Source organism: Microbacterium sp. USHLN186 (assembly GCF_037145155.1).
In the GTDB taxonomy this organism is placed as follows: Bacteria; Actinomycetota; Actinomycetes; order Actinomycetales; family Microbacteriaceae; genus Microbacterium.
Genome location: NZ_JBBCYA010000001.1, coordinates 748,552 through 765,921 on the forward strand (window position 1 = coordinate 748,552; position 17,370 = coordinate 765,921).

The 17,370-nt window shown below is 69.1% G+C and carries 17 protein-coding genes; 13 read left to right on the forward strand and 4 right to left on the reverse strand.

Annotated elements, in window-relative coordinates; all coding sequences use genetic code 11:
- Positions 1–73: 73 nt before the first annotated feature.
- From WFG93_RS03485 to WFG93_RS03495, 3 genes are read left to right on the forward strand one after another with little or no spacing between them, the layout of a single operon-like run.
- Positions 74–1,390 (forward strand): ABC transporter substrate-binding protein, encoded by a 1,317-nt coding sequence (locus WFG93_RS03485; RefSeq protein ID WP_336644921.1) that lies wholly within the window; start codon positions 74–76, stop codon positions 1,388–1,390.
- Positions 1,390–2,334, forward strand: a complete 945-nt coding sequence (locus WFG93_RS03490; protein WP_336644922.1) for a carbohydrate ABC transporter permease — start codon at positions 1,390–1,392, stop codon at positions 2,332–2,334. Before WFG93_RS03485 ends, WFG93_RS03490 begins: the two co-directional genes overlap by 1 nt.
- On the forward strand, positions 2,331–3,224 hold the full coding sequence (locus tag WFG93_RS03495; protein ID WP_336644923.1) for a carbohydrate ABC transporter permease: 894 nt from the start codon (positions 2,331–2,333) through the stop codon (positions 3,222–3,224). Before WFG93_RS03490 ends, WFG93_RS03495 begins: the two co-directional genes overlap by 4 nt.
- Before the next feature lie 101 nt (positions 3,225–3,325).
- Here the strand turns inward: WFG93_RS03495 and WFG93_RS03500 are convergent, their stop codons facing one another.
- Positions 3,326–3,982 carry a GntR family transcriptional regulator gene (locus WFG93_RS03500; RefSeq protein WP_336644924.1) on the reverse strand — a complete coding sequence of 219 codons (657 nt, stop codon included), beginning with the start codon at positions 3,980–3,982 and terminating at the stop codon, positions 3,326–3,328.
- Positions 3,983–4,101: 119 nt separating this feature from the next.
- On the opposite strand from WFG93_RS03500, the gene WFG93_RS03505 reads away from it, so the two are divergent.
- The 6 genes from WFG93_RS03505 (at position 4,102) to WFG93_RS03530 (ending at position 11,619) form a co-directional block, all read left to right on the forward strand.
- The gene (locus WFG93_RS03505; RefSeq protein ID WP_336644925.1) at positions 4,102–6,204 is read left to right on the forward strand and encodes a beta-galactosidase; all 2,103 of its coding nucleotides are present in this window, start codon (positions 4,102–4,104) and stop codon (positions 6,202–6,204) included.
- On the forward strand, positions 6,201–7,580 hold the full coding sequence (gene gcvPA / locus WFG93_RS03510; RefSeq protein WP_336644926.1) for an aminomethyl-transferring glycine dehydrogenase subunit GcvPA: 1,380 nt from the start codon (positions 6,201–6,203) through the stop codon (positions 7,578–7,580). Before WFG93_RS03505 ends, gcvPA begins: the two co-directional genes overlap by 4 nt.
- Positions 7,577–9,178: an aminomethyl-transferring glycine dehydrogenase subunit GcvPB gene (gcvPB, locus tag WFG93_RS03515; RefSeq protein ID WP_336644927.1), complete on the forward strand. Its 1,602-nt coding sequence runs from the start codon at positions 7,577–7,579 to the stop codon at positions 9,176–9,178. Before gcvPA ends, gcvPB begins: the two co-directional genes overlap by 4 nt.
- A 4-nt stretch (positions 9,179–9,182) precedes the next feature.
- Positions 9,183–10,322 carry an ATP-NAD kinase family protein gene (locus WFG93_RS03520; RefSeq protein ID WP_336644928.1) on the forward strand — a complete coding sequence of 380 codons (1,140 nt, stop codon included), beginning with the start codon at positions 9,183–9,185 and terminating at the stop codon, positions 10,320–10,322.
- Positions 10,323–10,360: 38 nt separating this feature from the next.
- Positions 10,361–11,119 carry an SDR family NAD(P)-dependent oxidoreductase gene (locus tag WFG93_RS03525; protein WP_336644929.1) on the forward strand — a complete coding sequence of 253 codons (759 nt, stop codon included), beginning with the start codon at positions 10,361–10,363 and terminating at the stop codon, positions 11,117–11,119.
- Between the two features lie 71 nt (positions 11,120–11,190).
- Entirely contained in the window at positions 11,191–11,619 is a 429-nt protein-coding gene (locus WFG93_RS03530) for a DUF1761 domain-containing protein (RefSeq protein ID WP_336644930.1), read from the forward strand.
- A 98-nt stretch (positions 11,620–11,717) separates the two neighbouring features.
- Here the strand turns inward: WFG93_RS03530 and purQ are convergent, their stop codons facing one another.
- Positions 11,718–12,425, reverse strand: coding sequence for a phosphoribosylformylglycinamidine synthase subunit PurQ (gene purQ, locus WFG93_RS03535; protein ID WP_336644931.1), 708 nt, complete (start codon positions 12,423–12,425; stop codon positions 11,718–11,720).
- Positions 12,422–12,670 (reverse strand): phosphoribosylformylglycinamidine synthase subunit PurS, encoded by a 249-nt coding sequence (gene purS, locus WFG93_RS03540; RefSeq protein WP_182256014.1) that lies wholly within the window; start codon positions 12,668–12,670, stop codon positions 12,422–12,424. The genes purQ and purS overlap by 4 nt, the downstream gene beginning before the upstream one ends.
- 157 nt (positions 12,671–12,827) lie before the next feature.
- Between purS and WFG93_RS03545 the strand changes: the two genes are divergently transcribed.
- Positions 12,828–13,319: a transporter substrate-binding domain-containing protein gene (locus WFG93_RS03545; protein WP_336644932.1), complete on the forward strand. Its 492-nt coding sequence runs from the start codon at positions 12,828–12,830 to the stop codon at positions 13,317–13,319.
- Complete coding sequence (locus tag WFG93_RS03550; RefSeq protein WP_336644933.1) at positions 13,316–14,311, forward strand: cation diffusion facilitator family transporter; 996 nt, start codon at positions 13,316–13,318, stop codon at positions 14,309–14,311. The genes WFG93_RS03545 and WFG93_RS03550 overlap by 4 nt, the downstream gene beginning before the upstream one ends.
- Here the strand turns inward: WFG93_RS03550 and WFG93_RS03555 are convergent.
- Positions 14,305–14,823 carry an adenine phosphoribosyltransferase gene (locus WFG93_RS03555; RefSeq protein ID WP_336644934.1) on the reverse strand — a complete coding sequence of 173 codons (519 nt, stop codon included), beginning with the start codon at positions 14,821–14,823 and terminating at the stop codon, positions 14,305–14,307. The two genes, WFG93_RS03550 and WFG93_RS03555, sit on opposite strands and share 7 nt — an antisense overlap.
- A 74-nt stretch (positions 14,824–14,897) precedes the next feature.
- On the opposite strand from WFG93_RS03555, the gene WFG93_RS03560 reads away from it, so the two are divergent.
- Both WFG93_RS03560 and WFG93_RS03565 read left to right on the forward strand, forming a co-directional pair.
- Entirely contained in the window at positions 14,898–16,316 is a 1,419-nt protein-coding gene (locus WFG93_RS03560; protein WP_336644935.1) for a GH1 family beta-glucosidase, read from the forward strand.
- 1 nt (position 16,317) lies between these two features.
- Positions 16,318–17,319, forward strand: coding sequence for a LacI family DNA-binding transcriptional regulator (locus WFG93_RS03565; protein ID WP_336644936.1), 1,002 nt, complete (start codon positions 16,318–16,320; stop codon positions 17,317–17,319).
- Positions 17,320–17,370 lie beyond the last annotated feature (51 nt).

Here is a 17,370-nt window from a genome sequence, read left to right on the forward strand (position 1 = left end):
GCGTACGCGGTCTCTCTTCATCTCGAGTATCGTGTATTGTATTCAATATCCAAAATGTGACGAGGAGGTCATGATGAAGCGACGCGTGATGCTGACAGCCGCACTCACCGCGACTGCGGCGGTGGCGCTGGCCGGATGCGCATTCGGAGGCGGGGCGCCCGCATCCGACGGTGCGGAGCTCGAGAAGGATGCCGCGGCGTCCGGGGAGATCACCATCTGGTCATGGGATGTCGCCGCGACCGCGCTCAAGCGCCTCGGCGCTGAGTACGAGAAGAAGCATGACGGCGTGACGATCGATGTCGTCGACATCGGCTACGACAACGCATACGACAAGATCTCCGTCGGCCTGCAGGCTGGCACAGGCTTGCCCGACATCATCACCCTCGAGACCGACAAGAATCAGAGCTACCTGAGTCAGTTCCCCAAGGGGTTCACAGATCTGTCTCCTGTGTTCGGCGACGCGGAGGATGACTTCGATCCGTTCAAGTGGAACACCGGTACCGATGGCGACGGCAACCTGCGCGTCGCGCCCTGGGATTCCGGTACTGTCGGCCTGTTCTACCGCACTGACTACTTCGATGCGGCCGGCGTCGACCCGCTAGACATCGCCACCTGGGACGAGCTCGTGACGGCGGGCGAGGCGATCAAGGCCAAGACTGGAAAGACGCTGCTCACAGCCGATCTATCGGATGGGGGGCCGTTCTTCATGATGCAGCAGCAGCAAGGTCAGGGCCTGTTCGATGAGAATGGCGACATCACCGTGAACAGCCCCGAAGCCGTGCAGACGCTCACCCTGCTGCAGACCATGCAGCAGAAGGGTCTGATCAAGAACGCCAAGGGCTGGGACGCCAGTGTCACCAGCGCCAAGGACGGCGACTCCGCCGTCACCCCCGAGGCGGTCTGGTGGATCGGCACCCTCGAGGGCGAGGCCCCCGAGCTCTCGGGCAAGTACGCCGTGCGCGACCTTCCCGTCTTCGAGGAGGGGGGAGCGGCGACGTCGAACAACGGCGGCTCCGGCCTTGCCATCCCCACGCAGGCGAAGAACCCGCAGCTCGCCGCCGACTTCATGGCGTTCGTGCTCGCCGACGCCGACAACCAATCGAGCATGATGCAGCAGGAAGGCCTGTTCCCGTCGTACCTGCCCGCGCTCGAGTCCGAGTACTTCCAGCAGCCGAGCGAGTACTTCAGCGGCGAGAAGGTCTTCCAAACGTTCGGCGAGCTGACGAAGCAGATCCCCACGATCACCTTCACCTCCGACCAGTCGGTGGCAGCTGACGCCGTCTCGAACGCGGTGGCCGCTGCGGTGCTCAACGGCGACGACCCGAAGAAGGCGCTCGACGACGCCGCATCGCAGATCGCCAACTCGACAGGCCGGAAGATCGCGGACTGATGTCTGTCCTCAGTCCCGCCCGGGGTGACGCCGCGACGTTGCGCACCCCGGGGGATGCCGACGAGCGGCGACCCAGGCGCCGCTTCGGTGCGCGCATGCAGCGGCCCGGAATGTGGTTCGTGCTGCCAGCCGCCGCGCTGCTGCTCATCTTCTTCGCCTATCCGCTCGCGGTGTCGCTCATGCAGAGCTTCTTCCGCACCGAGGGCGGTGTCTCGACCTTCGTCGGGATAGACCAGTACACCCGGATGCTGCGCGATCCGCTCATCGCGAAGAGCCTCGGCAACGCGCTGCTGATCCTGGTGGTGCAGGTGCCGCTGATGATAGCCCTCGCGGTCGGCCTGGCCTACCTGCTCAACCAGTCGTGGTTGCGCTTCCGCTCGGGATTCCGGCTGATCACCTTCCTGCCGGCGATCACCACGCTCGTCGCCTACTCGGTGGTGTTCCGGGTGATCATGACGACCGACGGCGGGCTGCTGAACCAGGCGCTCGGGCTGCTGGGGGTCGCGCCGATCGACTGGCTGAACAACGAGTTCTGGGCGCGAGTCGCGCTGATCGCCTCGATCACGTGGCGCTGGACCGGCTACAACATGGTGATCATCCTCGCCGGCCTGCAGGCGATCCCGCCGGAACTGTACGAGGCGGCGCGGATCGACGGCGCCGGGCGGTGGCAGACCTTCTGGCACGTCGTCGTCCCGCAGCTGCGCCCAGTGCTGATCTTCACCAGCGTGACCTCCACGATCGGCGCGCTGCAGCTGTTCGATGAGAACTTCATCCTCACCGGCGGCGGGCCGAACAACGCGACACTCACGCCGGTGCTGTACCTGTACAAGATCGGCTTCCAGCAGTTCGACTTCGGCTACGCCAGTGCGATCGCCTGGATGCTCGTCGTGCTCACCGCCATCATCGCCATCGTGCAGTTCCGCATCATGAGGGAGAAGCCGTGACCACTCAGCTGATCACGACCGGCAGGGCCCGGCGCGCGGGCGTTCCGGAGCGCCGAGGCGAGCCCCTCGCACGCAAGGTGGTGCTGCGCGCCCCGGTATACGCACTGCTGGTGTTCGCCGGCATCCTGGCGCTCGTGCCGTTCCTTTGGATGGTCATCGCCTCGACGCACCGCACATCCGACCTGTTCGTCACCCCGCTGCCGCTGCTGCCCGGCGGCGAGCTGTGGCAGAACCTGGGGCGGCTGCAGGAGAGCATCGGATTCGGTCAGGTGATGCTCAACAGCGTGCTCGTCGCGGTGATCTACACCGCGTTCAGCGTGGTGGTCAGCGTGATGTGCGGGTACGGCCTCGCCACGTACCGGTTCCGCGGGCGCGGGGTGCTGCTTGGTGCCATCCTCGTGACGATGATGATCCCGATGCAGGTGCTGCTCGTGCCGCTGTTCCAGATGATGGCGAGCCTCGGCTGGATCGACAGCTATCAGGCGCTGATCGTGCCGTTCCTAGCGAACGCGTTCGGCATCTTCCTCATGCGTCAGGGCTTCCTCGACTTCCCCACGACGCTCATCGAGGCGGCGCGCATCGACGGCGCGTCCGAGCTGCGCACCTTCTATCGGGTCGTGCTCCCGGTGGCGAGGCCGCAGATCGCGGCGCTGATCATCTACACGTTCATCAGCCAGTGGAACTCGTTCATCTGGCCCCTGCTGATGCTGAACACCGAGGCGAATTACACGATCCCGGTGGCGCTGAACACGATGATCGGGCTGAGCCGGGTCGACTACTCGGGGCTGATGCTGGGTTCGCTGCTGGCCACGCTGCCGCTGCTCATCCTGTTCCTGGTGTTCCAGAAGCAGTTCGTCGCCGGTCTGCTCGGCGGCGCGGTCAAGGGCTGACCGCCTCGCCTTGCCCCGCTGTTCGCTCCGGTATGAGTTTCAGCCGTCCACCTCGCGTTCAGGCGGCACCAACTCATACCGGAGCGAGAGGCGGGAGGTGGTCAGGCGGTGAAGTACGCGGTGGAGGCGTTGTCGAGGATGCGGCGCATGCCTTGCATCCAGTTGGTCCTCAGCGCCTCGGCTGCGGCCGGAACGTCCCCCGCCGCCAGGGCGCGGGCGATCGCGGCGTGCTCGGCAGCGACGCGCTCGACCTTGACGTCCTCGGCCACGAGCAGCGACTCGTAGCGGTGAAACGACCCGCGCACGCTTTCGATCACGTCGAGCAGGCGCTTATTGGGGCAAACAGACAGCATGACCGCGTGCCACTCGTCGTCACGGCTGATCACGAGCTTGTGCTCGACGAGCTCGTCGCTGAACGCGTCTGCCAGCTCGACCAGTCGCGCTCCGACCATCTTCAGCTCATCAATTGGCGACAGTTCGAGGGCCAGGCTCTCGAGTGCCGCCATGACGGGAGCGAGGTCTTCGAACTCGCCGGCGCTGAGCGGCACGAACCGGAAGCCCTTGCCGTTCTCGCTGGTGATCTGTCCTTCGGATTCCAGGGCGATCAACGCCTCGCGCAGAGGCGTGCGGCTGACGCCGAGCTCTGCGGCCAGCTGTACCTCATTGATGCCCTCGCCCGGCTTCGCCAGCCCGGTGCGCATGCGTTCGAGCAGTTCGCTGCGCACCTGCGAGCGGAGGTTCTTTCTTTCGATCGCCATGTGGTTCCCTCCTGAGCGTCAGCCTAGGGCTTGACCCGGTTGCCGATTCGCCATAGTGTGTTGTATACAGAATACATTGAACAGTCTGTTCCGTCTATTCATCTCACTGAGGAGTTCGAGTGACCCAGCACCGCGACGATGAGCGCATTCGCGCGGTCCGTATCGACACTCTCGCTTACGGCGGCGACTACAACCCCGATCAGTGGTCGGAGGAGACCTGGCGCGAGGACATCCGCCTCATGAAAGAGGCCGGCGTCACGATGGTGAGCCTGCCGATCTTCAGCTGGCCGCAGCTAGAGCCCGAGCCCGGCGTCTACGACTGGGGCTGGCTCGACCGCATCCTCGACCTGCTGCATGAGGCGGGCATCCGCATCGACCTCGCCACCGCGACCGCCACCCCGCCGTCGTGGCTGCTGCGCGCGCATCCCGCGATGGCCCCATGGGACTCGGAGGGTCACCGGCTGGAGTTCGGCTCCCGCCAGACCTACTGCCCGTCCTCGCCGATCTGGCGCGAGAACGTCGCCCGCATGACCCGCGCGATGGCTGAGCGCTACGGCGACCATCCGGGGCTGGCGATGTGGCACATCTCGAACGAGTACGGCGACCACATCTCGCGCTGCTGGTGCCCCGAGTCGGCCCGCCACTTCCGCCGCTGGCTGCAGAACCGCTACGGCGACCTCGACGGACTCAATGAGGCGTGGGGCGTGAACGTGTGGGGTCAGCGCTACACGTCGTGGGACCACATCGAGACGCCGAAGAAGGCGCCCGGCCCGATCAATCCCACCCAGCTGCTCGACTTCGAGCGGTTCTCGTCGGATGCCATGCTCGAGCTCTTTCAGATCGAGATCGACGTGCTGCGCGAGGTCACGCCCGACATCGCGGTGACCACGAACTTCATGAGCATGTTCCGCGACCTCGACTACTGGGACTTCGCCGCCGTCGAGGACATCGTCACCGACGACGCCTATCCGGAACCCGCCGACTCGACCTCGCACGTCGGCGCCGCACTGAACTACGGTCTGATGCGCTCGCTGAAGGGCGGCCGGCCCTGGCTTCTGCTGGAGTCGTCGGCCAGCGCCACCAGCTGGCGCGACATCAACGTGCCCAAGGCGCCGGGGAAGATCCGCGTCGAGAGCCTGCAGGCCGTCGCGCACGGCTCGGATGCGGTCATGTTCTTCCAGTGGCGCCAGGCCAAGTACGGGCAGGAGAAGTTCCACTCGTCGATGCTCGGGCACCGGGGCGAGCGCTCCCGCAGCTACCAGGAGACCAAGGTGCTGGGGCTCGAGCTGAAGAAGCTCGAGGCGGTGCGCGGCACCCGCGTGCGCTCCCGCGTCGCGCTTGTCGTCGACTGGGACTCGTGGTGGGGGTCCAGCGCCGTCGAGTCGCTGCCGTCGCAGCGTTTGCAGTGGGCGCAGCAGGCCCGCGCGTGGCACCGTGCGCTGCACACGCTCGGCCACCCGGTCGACACCGTCCGAGCCACCGGCCCGTTCGAGAAGTACGACGTCGTCGTCGTGCCCAACTTGTATGTCGCCGAGCAGCTGCAGGCCGAGGCCATGCGATCCTTCGTCGAAGGCGGCGGACACCTGGTCGTCGGGCCGTTCTCGGGGGTCGTGGACGCGACCGAGAAGGTGCACGACGGGGGTGCTCCCGGCCCGCTGCGCGACCTCCTCGGCATCGAGGTCGACGAGCAGTGGCCGATCGCCGACGGCCTCGTCGAGCGCATCCACTACGGCTCGGCGGATGCCGGCGCCGGCACGGTCGACGTGCCCGGCTGGGCGGAGTGGATCGAGGCGGAAGCCGATGTCGAGGTGCGCGGTCGCTACGCGTCGGGCGTTCTCGACGGCCTGCCCGCCGTCACTCGTCGCGCACACGGCGAGGGCTCGGCCAGCTATGTCAGCGCCATGCTCACCCCGGGCGGCTTGCTGACCGTGTTCGCCGACCTGCTCCGCGCGGCCGGCCTCCCGGTGCGCGAGCACACCGACGTGAACGCCGAGGCCGTCACCCGCTCCGACGGCGAGACCGACTACACGTTCCTGCTCAACCACGGCGCTGAGCCTGTGGCGTTCCGTCTTCCGGCATCCGGCACCGACCTGATCACCGGCGCCGAAGTAGCCGACGTCATGGATCTCGACGGCTACGGCGTCGCGGTCGTCGCCGCGCCCCGCGCGACCGAGATCCCCTTCATCACCCTGACCACACCCACTGCGAAGGAGCAGGCATGACGCATCCGTTCGTGCATCCGTACATCCCCAACACCGCCCCCGAGTCGCGCGCGGCGATGCTCGCCGCCGTCGGCGCCGAATCGGTCGATGAGTTCTACGCCGACGTGCCGGAGTCGCTGCGTCTCGGCCGTCCGCTCGACCTGCCGGAGCCGTTCGTCGCCGAGCAGGACCTCGCCCGGCACGTGCGCGGCCTGCTCGCGAAGAACCGCTCCACCCACGAGCGCCTCAGCTTCCTCGGCGCGGGCACGTACAACCACTACGTGCCGGCGGTCGTCGACGAGGTGATCAACCGCAGCGAGTTCCTCACCGCCTACGCCGGCGAGCCGTACGAGGACCACGGCCGCTTCCAGGCGCTGTTCCAGTACCAGTCGCTGATGGCAGAGCTCCTCGAGATGGACGTCGTGAACGTGCCCACCTACGACGGGTACCAGGCCACCGCCACGGGGCTCGCCATGTCCGGTCGGATCACCGGTCGCTCCCGCGTGCTCGTCGCGAGCGACGTGCTGCCGGCCAAGCTCGCCAAGGTCGCCGACTACGTACGGGCGCACCTGACGCTCGAGCACATCCCGGCCGCCGACGGCACCGCCGACGTCGCCGCGATCACGGCGGCGCTCGGCGACGACGTCGCCGCGGTGTGGGTCGAGACCCCGAGCGCGACGGGAGCCGTGGAGGCTGCCCTGCAGCAGATCGCGGATGCCGCGCACGCAGCCGGCGCCGTGCTCGTCGTCGGCACCGATCCGATCGGCTACGGCGTGCTCACCCCGCCGGCGCTGCACGGTGCCGACATCGTCACCGGAGACATCCAGTCGCTCGGTCTGCACCAGTGGTTCGGCGGCGCGCACGGCGGCTTCATCGCCGTGCACGATGACACGCGCTTCGTCATGGAGATGCCTTCGCGTCTGTTCGGGCTCGAGTCGACCGACGTGCCCGGCGAGTACGGGTTCGGCGACGTGGCCTACGACCGCACCTCTTTCGCGCACCGCGAAGAGGGCAAGGAGTGGGTCGGCACGGCCGCGGCCCTCTGGGGCATCGCCGCGGGGGTCTATCTCGCGCTCATGGGGCCCGAGGGGATGGCCGAGCTCGGCGAGACCCTGCTCGCGCGCACCCGTTACGCACAGCAGGCGCTCGCGGCGGTCGACGGCGTCACCCTCGACGACGAGGCCGTGCACCTGCGCGAGTTCACCGTCACGCTGCCGATCCCAGCATCCGACGTCGTCGGCGCTCTGCGCGAGCAGGGCATCGAGCCCGGCGTCGTCGTCGACGAGCACCGCCTGCTGGTCTGCGTCACCGAGGTGACCACGCAGTCCGACATCGACACCCTGGCCGCGGCGCTCGCCGCAGTCACCGCACCCGCTCTCGCAGAGGAGACGAAGTGACCCTCCCCGTCGCACCCAAGCCCGCACTGCGCCGCTTCCAGCAGGCCCGCTGGGACGAGCCGATCATCTTCGAGCTGTCCACCCCCGGTGAGCGCGGCGTGCTCGTCTCGCAGGTCGAGCCGGGCGTCCGCGAAGCCGTCGGCGACGTCGTCGGCGACCTGCCCGAATCCCTGCGCCGCCCATCGAAGGCGAAGCTGCCCGAGATGGGCCAGATGCGCGTGCTCAAGCACTATCTGCGCCTGTCGCAGGAGAACCTCGGCGCCGACTTCAACGTCGACATCGGCCAGGGCACCTGCACCATGAAGTACGCCCCGAAGATCAACGACCAGCTGGCAGGCTCCCCGCAGGTGACAGCCATGCACCCGCACCAGGACCCGGCCGACGCGCAGGGCCTGCTCGAGATCCTGTGGCAGCTCGAGCGCATGCTCGCCGAGATCTCCGGCATGGACGAGGTCTCGCTGCACACCCAGGGCGGCTCCGCCGCCATCTGGTCGAACATCGCGATGATCCGCAAGTACCACGAGGCCAACGGCGAGGGCGAGCAGCGCCGAGAGGTCATCACGACCATCTTCAGCCACCCGTCGAATGCGGCCGCTGCGAAGGCCGCCGGCTACGAGGTCATCACGGTGTACCCGGATGCCGAGGGCTACCCGTCGCTGGATGCGCTGAAGGCCGCGCTCTCGCCGCGCACCGCCGCGATCATGGTCACCAACCCTGAGGACACCGGCATCTACAACCCGGCGATCCGGGAGTGGGTCGACGCCGCGCACGCGGTTGGCGCACTCGCGTCGTACGACCAGGCGAATGCCAACGGCATCCTCGGCATCACCCGCGCCCGAGATGCCGGCTTCGACGTGTGCCACTTCAACCTGCACAAGACGTTCGGCACCCCGCACGGCTGCGGCGGTCCCGGTTCGGGTGCCAACGCGGTGAGCGCGGCGCTCGCGCCGTTCCTCCCCGGCCCCCGCGTGGTGCGCGAGGACGACGGCACCTTCGCCGTCGCCGAGGCGGGCACCCAGTCGATCGGCGCCGTCGGCCCGTTCTTCGGCGTGATCCCCGCGCTGGTCAAGGCGTACTCGTGGATCATGGCGCTCGGCGCCCCGGGCCTGCTCGCGGCCGCCGAGACCGCGGTGCTGAACAACAACTACCTCATGTCGAAGGTGCTGGCGATCCCCGGCGCCTCGGCACCCTACGCGACCGGTCGGCGACGCATCGAGCAGGTGCGCTACTCGTGGGAGGAGCTGTACCAGGAGACCGGCATCTCATCGGAGGAGATCGGCATCCGCATGTCGGACTTCGGCATGCACTACTGGACCAGCCACCACCCGTACGTCGTGCCGCAGCCGTTCACTCTCGAGCCGACTGAGTCGTACTCGATGGCGGAGCTCGACGAGTACGCCGATGCTCTCGCCGAGGTCGCGCGTGAGGCACGCGAGACGCCCGAGGTGGTGCGCACCGCGCCGCACAACCAGACGGTGCACCACACGCACCATGACGCGCTCGACGACCCTGAGCGCTGGGCGGTCACGTGGCGCGCGTACGAGCGCAAGTACCCGATGACCGAGTCGGGGCACCGCGTCGCCGCAGCCGGGGCCTGACCCCGTGATCGGACTGGTCGTCAACCCTGTCGCCGGAGTCGGCGGGCCCGCTGGCCTCGCCGGCTCCGACGGCGCGGACGTGCAGCGCCTCGCGGTCTCGCGCGGCGCGCACTCGCGCGCACAGGAGCGGGCGACCGTCGCTCTGCGAGTGCTCGCCGCCAGGCATCCGGCTCTCGTCATCGCCACCGTTGCCGGGGCGATGGGAGCGGATGCCGTGCGCGCTGCCGGGCTCGAGGCATGGGTCGTCTACGATCCGGCATCCGCCTCGCAGTCCCCGACCACGGCATCCGACACCTCCGCAGCCGTTGCTGCGCTCGCCGCGGCCGGTGCGACGCTGATCCTCGTCGCCGGAGGCGACGGCACACTGCGGGATGCTGCCGCCGGGCTCGCCGGCGCAGCGCCGCAGCCGGCCGTTCTCGGCATTCCGTCGGGGGTCAAGATGTACTCCCCGGTGTTCGCGGTCAGCCCGCGCGCAGCCGGCTCGCTCGCGGCCGACTGGGTGGACGGAGACCTGCCCACCACTGAGCGCGAGGTGCTCGACATCGACGAGGCGGCGATGCGCCGCGCGCGCGTCGATCCTCAGCTGTTCGGGATGCTTCGGGTGCCATTCCGCGTCGGTCGCACGCAGGCGCGGAAGGCAGCGACACCGGCATCCGAGGCGGCGGCTGTCGCGGCCGCCGCCCGCGGTGCGGTCTCGCGGATGCGGCCGGGCGTGCGCTACCTGCTCGGCCCCGGCGGCACGACCGCTGAGATCGCCCGGCAGCTCGGGATCGCCAAGTCGCCGCTGGGCGTGGATGTGATCCTCGACGGTCGGCAGCTGCTGCGGTCCGCGAGCGAGGAGCAGCTTCTCGAGGAGATCGCCCGCGGTCCAGCACAGGCCGTCGTCACCGTGATCGGTGGGCAGGGCTTCCTGCTCGGTCGGGGCAACCAGCAGCTGTCGGCAGCGGTCATCAACGCACTCGGCGACGACCCCCTGCTGGTCGTCGCGCCCGAGCAGAAGATCATCGACCTGCAGGGCCGTCCGCTGATCGTCGAGACCGGCGATCCGGTCGTCGACCAGAAGCTGTCCGGCCACATCAGCATCATCACGGGTGCCGTGACGACGAGCCTGTACGCTGTCGCCGCGCCCGACCTCGTCACCTGACCACTCGACCCTGACCTGCAACCAAGTAAGGAACTCCCATGCGTCTCGAGAACAAGAAGGCCATCGTCACCGGCGGCGCCGGCGGCATCGGCCGCGCCACCTCGCTCGCGTTCGCCGACGACGGCGCCTCGGTCGCCGTCGTCGACCTTAACGCCGAGGCCGCGGAGGCCGTAGCCGAAGAGATCCGCGCGGCAGGCGGAACCGCCGTCGCGATCGCTGCCGACGTCTCGAACGAGGACGACATCGTCCGTGTCGTCGAGACGGCGAACGAGTCCCTCGGCGGGATCGACATCGTTTTCAACAATGCCGGCATCATCCGCCGCACCACCGCCGTCGAGACGACCGTCGAGGAGTGGGACCGCGTGTTCGGCGTGAACGTGCGCGCCATCTTCCTGATGTGCAAGCACGTGGTGCCGATCATGAAGGCGAACGGTGGCGGATCGATCGTCAACACCGGCTCCGGATGGGGGCTCAAGGGCGGCGGCCAGGCGATCTCGTACTGCGCTTCGAAGGGTGCCGTCGTGAATATGACCCGCGCGCTGGCCATCGATCACGGCCCCGACGGCATCCGAGTCAACTCGGTGAACCCGGGCGACGTCGACACCGGCATGCTGCGCGATGAGGCGCGCCAGCTGGGGCAGGATCAGAACGGCTTCCTCGCAGAGGCGGCGGAGCGCCCGCTGAATCGCATGGGGCAGCCGAGCGAGATCGCCGCGGCTGTCGTGTGGCTCGCCAGCGATGAGGCGTCGTACGTCACCGGTTCCGCGCTAGTCGTCGACGGGGGCGGCATAGCCTGACGACTGCCGCCTTCGCTCCTCGTTCGTTGCGGCCAGGGAGTACCCTGACGGCAACCGAGCGAGGAGGCGTCATGGTTCCCGAGATCAACTACTGGGCGGTGCTGGTCGCGACCGCGTCGAGCGTGCTGGTCAGCGCTCTCTGGTACAGCCACGGGGTGATGGGGGCGCGCTGGTCGCGGCTGGCCGGTGTCGACCTGGACCATCCCTCGCGCCGGCCGCTGTGGCCGATGCTCACCACGGTGCTGCTGGCCTTCATCACCGCATGGGTGCTCGCCGGTGCCGCCAGCATCGCCTGGCACTTCTACGGCGGCGCGTACTTCTGGGCGTCGGCGGTGACCGCGGTCACGCTGTGGGCGGGCTTCACCGCCGCGCGCCTGATCACCCACGACGCCTTCGAGGGCCGCTCGACGCGGCTGACCACGTTGAACATCGGCCACGAGCTGCTGACGATCGCCGTGATGGCGATCATCATCGGCGTGTGGCCGCCGAGTGGCCTCTGATCGGCACCGGCCGCACCGGCCGCACCGGCCGCACCGGCCGCACCGGCCGCACCGGCCGCACCGGCGCACCGGCCGCCCCGACCGGCGCCGCGACTGCGCTACGCGGCGACGCGTGCGACGGCGGCGATGGCGCTCTCGAAGAAGCCGAGTCCGTCGACACCCGAGCGCATGGCGGCCGAGGTGTCCGGGCCGAATCCCGCCTCGGTCGCGTGCTCGGGGTGGGGCATGAGGCCCACGACATTGCCGTGCTCGTTGGTGAGTCCCGCGATGTCGCGCAGCGAGCCGTTCGGGTTGACCCCCGCGTAGCGGAACGCGACCAGCCCCTCGCCCTCGAGCCGGTCGAGGGTGTCGTCGGCGGCGATGTAGCCGCCCTCGCCGTTCTTCAGCGGGATGACGATCTCCTGCGCCTTCGAGAACGCGTTCGTCCACGCGGTGTCGTTGTTCTCGACGGTGAGCCGCTGGTCGCGGCGCACGAAGTGCTGGTGGTCGTTGCGGATCAGCCCGCCGGGCAGCAGGTGCGCCTCGACGAGCATCTGGAAGCCGTTGCAGATGCCGAGCACCGGCATCCCCTTCGCCGCGGCGTCCTTCACCTCGGCCATGATCGGCGACAGTGCCGCGATCGCGCCCGAGCGCAGGTAGTCGCCGTAGCTGAAGCCGCCCGGCAGCACGAGCGCATCGACGCCCTCCAGGTCGTGCGAGCCGTGCCAGAGCGCGACAGGCTCCGCCCCCGCGATGCGCACCGCGCGCTGCGCGTCGCGGTCGTCGAGCGAGCCCGGGAAGGTGATGACGCCGATGCGCACGCTCACTGCGCGACCTCGACTCCCACGACGTCCTCGATGACAGAGTTGGACAGCACGTCTTCGGCGAGGCGGCGCGCCTCGGCGAGCACCTCGTCGGTGACCTCGCCGTCGACGGTGAGCTCGAAGCGCTTGCCGATACGCACCTGGCTGAAGCTCTCCACCCCGAGTCGGGCGAAGGCGCCCGAGACGGCCTTCCCTTGCGGGTCGAGCAGTTCGGCCTTGGGCATGACGTCGACGACGATGGTAGGCATGGGGGACTCCGGAAGTCGCGGGCGGGATCGCGCTCAGTCTACCGTCCGTCGCCTCCCGCGGACGCCGTGAGCGCGGATACCACCGACTCAGGACGCGGTTTGTCAAGGGGATCGATGCGGCTGGATGCCGGAAGCGCGCCCTCGCTATTGTCAGGCCATGAGAAGACGTCGGAGGACACGAGTAGGGACGGCGGCCGCGGGCGTGTCGCTGCTGCTGCTCGCGCTGACCGGATGCGGGATGCAGATCCCGGCCGATCCGCACGGCAGTCTCGAACGCATCCAGGGGGGCACGCTGCGCGCAGGGGCCACTGAGCAGCCTCCGTGGGTGGATGTGCGTGACGCGGGTGCGCCCATCGGGTCGGAGCCAGAGCTGGTCGAGCGGTTCGCCGCGCACCTCGACGCGCAGGTGCGCTGGAGCACCGGCAGCGAGGCGGACCTGCTCACGGCGCTGGAGCGCGGTGAGCTCGACATGGTGGTCGGCGGGTTCCTCGACGACACCCCGTGGACCGACCGCGGCGCGGTCACCCGGCCCTATACCGAGCGCAGCACGAAGCACGGTGTGCAGAAGCACGTCATGATCGTGCGCATGGGCGAGAACGGCCTGCTCACCGAGCTCGAGACCTTCCTGCACGAGGAAGCCCGCTCATGACCACGAGATTCGGACGGAACGAGCTGCCGGAGCGGCAGGAGAAGGCGCTGCGACGGGCGATCCGCTTCGAGTGGTACACGCTGGCGTTCCTCGCCGTGGCGATCACGATGGTCTACCTCGTGATGGGCAGCTCGCAGGCCATGAAGGCCGCCTGGATCGAGGATCTGCTCTCGCTCGCGCCCCCGATCGCGTTCCTCGTCGCCGTGCGGATCGTCAACCGCAGCCCCAACGGCCGCTACCCGTACGGCTACCACCGCGCAGTCGGCGTCGCTCACCTGGTCGCGGGCGTCGCCCTCTTCGCCATGGGCACCTTCCTCATCATCGACTCGGTGACGGGACTGATCGGCGGCGAGCACCCGCCGATCGGCACGGTCGTGCTCTTCGGGCAGCCCATCTGGCTCGGCTGGCTGATGGTCGGCGCGATGGCGCTCACCATCCCGCTGCCGATCTACTTCGGGCGGGTCAAGATGCGCCTTGCCGAGCAGCTGCACGACAAGGTGCTCTACGCGGACGCCGACATGAACAAGGCCGACTGGCAGACCGCCGTCGGCTCGATCGTCGGCGTGCTGGGCATCGGCATCGGGTGGTGGTGGACGGATGCCGCGGCGGCGCTGCTGATCGCCGCCAGCATCCTCTGGGACGGCGTCAAGAACATGCGCGCGGCGATCACGGACCTCATGGACACCGCCGCGACGACGTTCGACGACGACGAGGTGCACCCGCTGACGGGTGAGATCGACGAGCTGCTGCGCGCGCAGCCCTGGGCGGCGGAAGTCGGCTCGCGGGTGCGCGATCAGGGACACGTGCTGCACGTGGAGTCGTTCGTGGTGCCGCGCGAGGGACAGATGCCGTCGCTGGACGAGCTCACCGCGGCCCGCGACGCCTGCATCGATCTGGACTGGAAGGTGCAGGACATCGTGATCGTGCCGATCGACGCCCTTCCCGAGGAGGTGGGTGGCGCTCACCGGCGCCAGTCCGAACGGAATCAGTGAGAGCGGAACACCGTGTGCAGATCGCCGATCAGCTCGCGCCCGCCGAGGCCGTGGATCTCGAACAGCACGCTGATGCCCGCGAGAGTGCAGCCCAGACGCCGCACGATCTCGCGGCCGGCGGCGAGCGTGCCGCCGGTGGCCAGGACGTCGTCGATCAGCAGCACGCGGGTGCCCCGCGGGAGGTCGTCGTGCATCTCGATCGTGGCCGTGCCGTACTCGAGCGCGTAATCGACGGCGGCCGCCGGGCGCGGCAGCTTGCCGGCCTTGCGGATGGGCACGAACCCCACGCCCGCAGCGATCGCCGCGGCGCCGGCGAGGATGAAGCCGCGTGCCTCGACGCCGGCGACGACGTCGAAGCGGCCCGCGAACGGCTCGACGAGCGCCTCGGTGGTGGCTCGCAGCGCCTCCGCGTCGGCGAGCAGCGGAGTGATGTCGCGGAACAGCACGCCGGGCTGCGGGTAGTCGGGAATCGACGCGATGAGCGACTCGGCTCTGGCCAGTTCGGGTGTCACCCGCCAAGGTTAGCCGACACGTCGGCGCCCGACATCTGGGAGCGCTCCCACACTTGTCGTGGCATCATGAGAGCATGACCCGCTCCTTCCCCGACGACTTCCTGTTCGGCGCTGCCACCGCCGCCTATCAGATCGAAGGCGCGGCCTTCGAGGACGGCCGCACAGCATCCATCTGGGACGCCTTCTCGCGCGTGCCGGGCGCGGTCGTGCACGCCGAGAACGGCGACGTCGCCTGCGATCACTACCACCGCTACGCCGACGACGTGGCGCTGATGAAGCAGCTGGGCCTGCAGGCCTACCGGTTCTCCACCTCGTGGTCGCGGGTGCGGCCCGACGGCGGACCGGTCAACGCGAAGGGCCTGGACTTCTACAGCCGCCTGGTCGACGAGCTGCTCGACGCCGACATCGTGCCGTGGCTGACCCTGCACCACTGGGACATGCCGCAGGCGCTCGAGGAGCAGGGCGGCTGGACGAATCGCGACATCGCCGAGCGATTCACCGACTACGCGCTCAGCGTGCACGACGCGCTCGGCGACCGCGTGCACAACTGGACCACCATGAACGAGCCGTGGTGCTCGTCGTTCCTCTCCTATACCGCCGGCGTGCACGCGCCGGGCCGCACCAGCATCCGCGACGGCCTGCTCGCCTCGCACCATGTGCTGCTCGCGCACGGGCGCGCGGTGCAGGCCCTGCGCGAGCGCGACGCGAAGCTCTCGCTCGGCATCACACTGAACCTCACCGTCGCCGATCCCGCCGATGTCGACGATCCACTCGACATCGATGCCGCACGGCGCATCGACGGGCAGTTCAACGGCTGGTTCCTCTCGACGCTCTTCCACGGCGAGTACCCGGCTGACATCGTCCGCGACTTCCGCGAGGTCGACCCGGCTGCGGTGAGCGAGTGGCAGGCTGCCGTGCGGCCCGGCGACCTCGATGTCATCTCCGCTCCGCTCGACGCGCTGGGCGTGAACTACTACCACGGTGAGCTGCTGTCCGGTCATCCGCAGCCCGGCGTCGGAGACCCGCACCAGACCGAGGGCCAGCAGCGCGAGACGCGCTCGCCGTTCCCCTCGCACGAGGGCATCCACTGGGTCGAGCGCGGGCTCGCGCGCACCGGCATGGGCTGGGAGGTGCAGCCGGACGGGCTCACCCGGCTGCTCGAGCGCGTGGCGAAGGACTACAGCGGCGCCGTGCCGCTGTACGTGACCGAGAACGGCGCCGCGTACGACGACGTCGTCGGCGCCGACGGCGAGGTCGCCGACGAGGAGCGCACGGAGTTCCTGCGCGCGCACCTCGCCGCGACCCTGGATGCGATCGAGCACGGTGTGGACGTGCGCGGCTACTTCTACTGGTCGCTGATGGACAACTTCGAATGGGCGTGGGGGTACGCCAAGCGATTCGGCATCGTGCGCGTGGACTACGACACGCAGCAGCGCACCCTCAAGCAGAGCGGACGCGAGTACGCGCGCATCATCGCGGACCGCGCGATCTGAGATGGCCGCCCGTCCCACCATCGAAGAGGTCGCCGCGCTCGCGGGTGTCTCGCGCTCCACGGTTTCGCGGGTGGTGAACGGGTCGTCGTCCGTCAGCCCGGAGGCCCTCGCCGCGGTGCAGCAGGCGATCACCGCGTTGAACTACGCTCCCAACCGCGCCGCCCGATCGCTCGCCAGCCGGCAGACGCACGCGATCGGCCTGGTCGTGCCCGAGGACACCACGCGCTTCTTCGGCGACCCGTTCCTGGCATCCGTCGTGGCGGGCATCAGCGACCGGCTCAGCGACTCGGACTACATCCTCAACCTGCTCATCGCCAGCGACGACCCCGACGGCAAGATGACGCGCTTCGTGCGCAACGGCGGGGTGGATGCGGCGATCATCGTCTCGCATCACGCCAGCGACTCGTTCATCGAGCGGATCGCGGAGTCGGTGCCGGTGGTGTTCGGGGGGCGGCCGCTGCGCGTGCGTGACAGCGACATCGTCGTCGACGTCGACAACGTCGCCGCGGCCCGTGAGGCGGTGCAGCATCTGCTCGCGCTGGGACGCCGGCGCATCGCCACCATCACCGGGTCGATGTCGATGTCGGTGAGCGTCGATCGTCGTGAGGGGTTCCGTGCGGCGCTGGAAGATGCCGGACTGCAGCCGGCCGGCGAGGCCGACGGCGACTTCAGTGAGCAGGGCGGAGCGGCTGCGGCCCGCCGCCTGATCGCGCAGGACCCGCGCCCGGACGCCCTCTTCGTCGCCAGCGACCTGATGGCCCGCGGCGCGCTCGAAGTGCTGCGCGAGGCGGGACTGCGCGTGCCGGACGACGTCGCGATCGTCGCCTTCGACGACTCCCCGCTCGCGGTCGCCGCCGATCTCACCAGCGTGCGACAGCCGATGGCGGAGCAGGGCGAGATGCTGGCCGGGATGGTGATAGACCTGCTCGCCGGTCGTGCGCCGGCGGCGCTGACGATCCTGCCCACCGAGCTGATCGTGCGGGGGTCGGCGCCGGCCGTCTGAGCGCCGTCTGGCAGTCTGGTGGTGCCGGCGCGCGCCGGCGCACGGGACGGC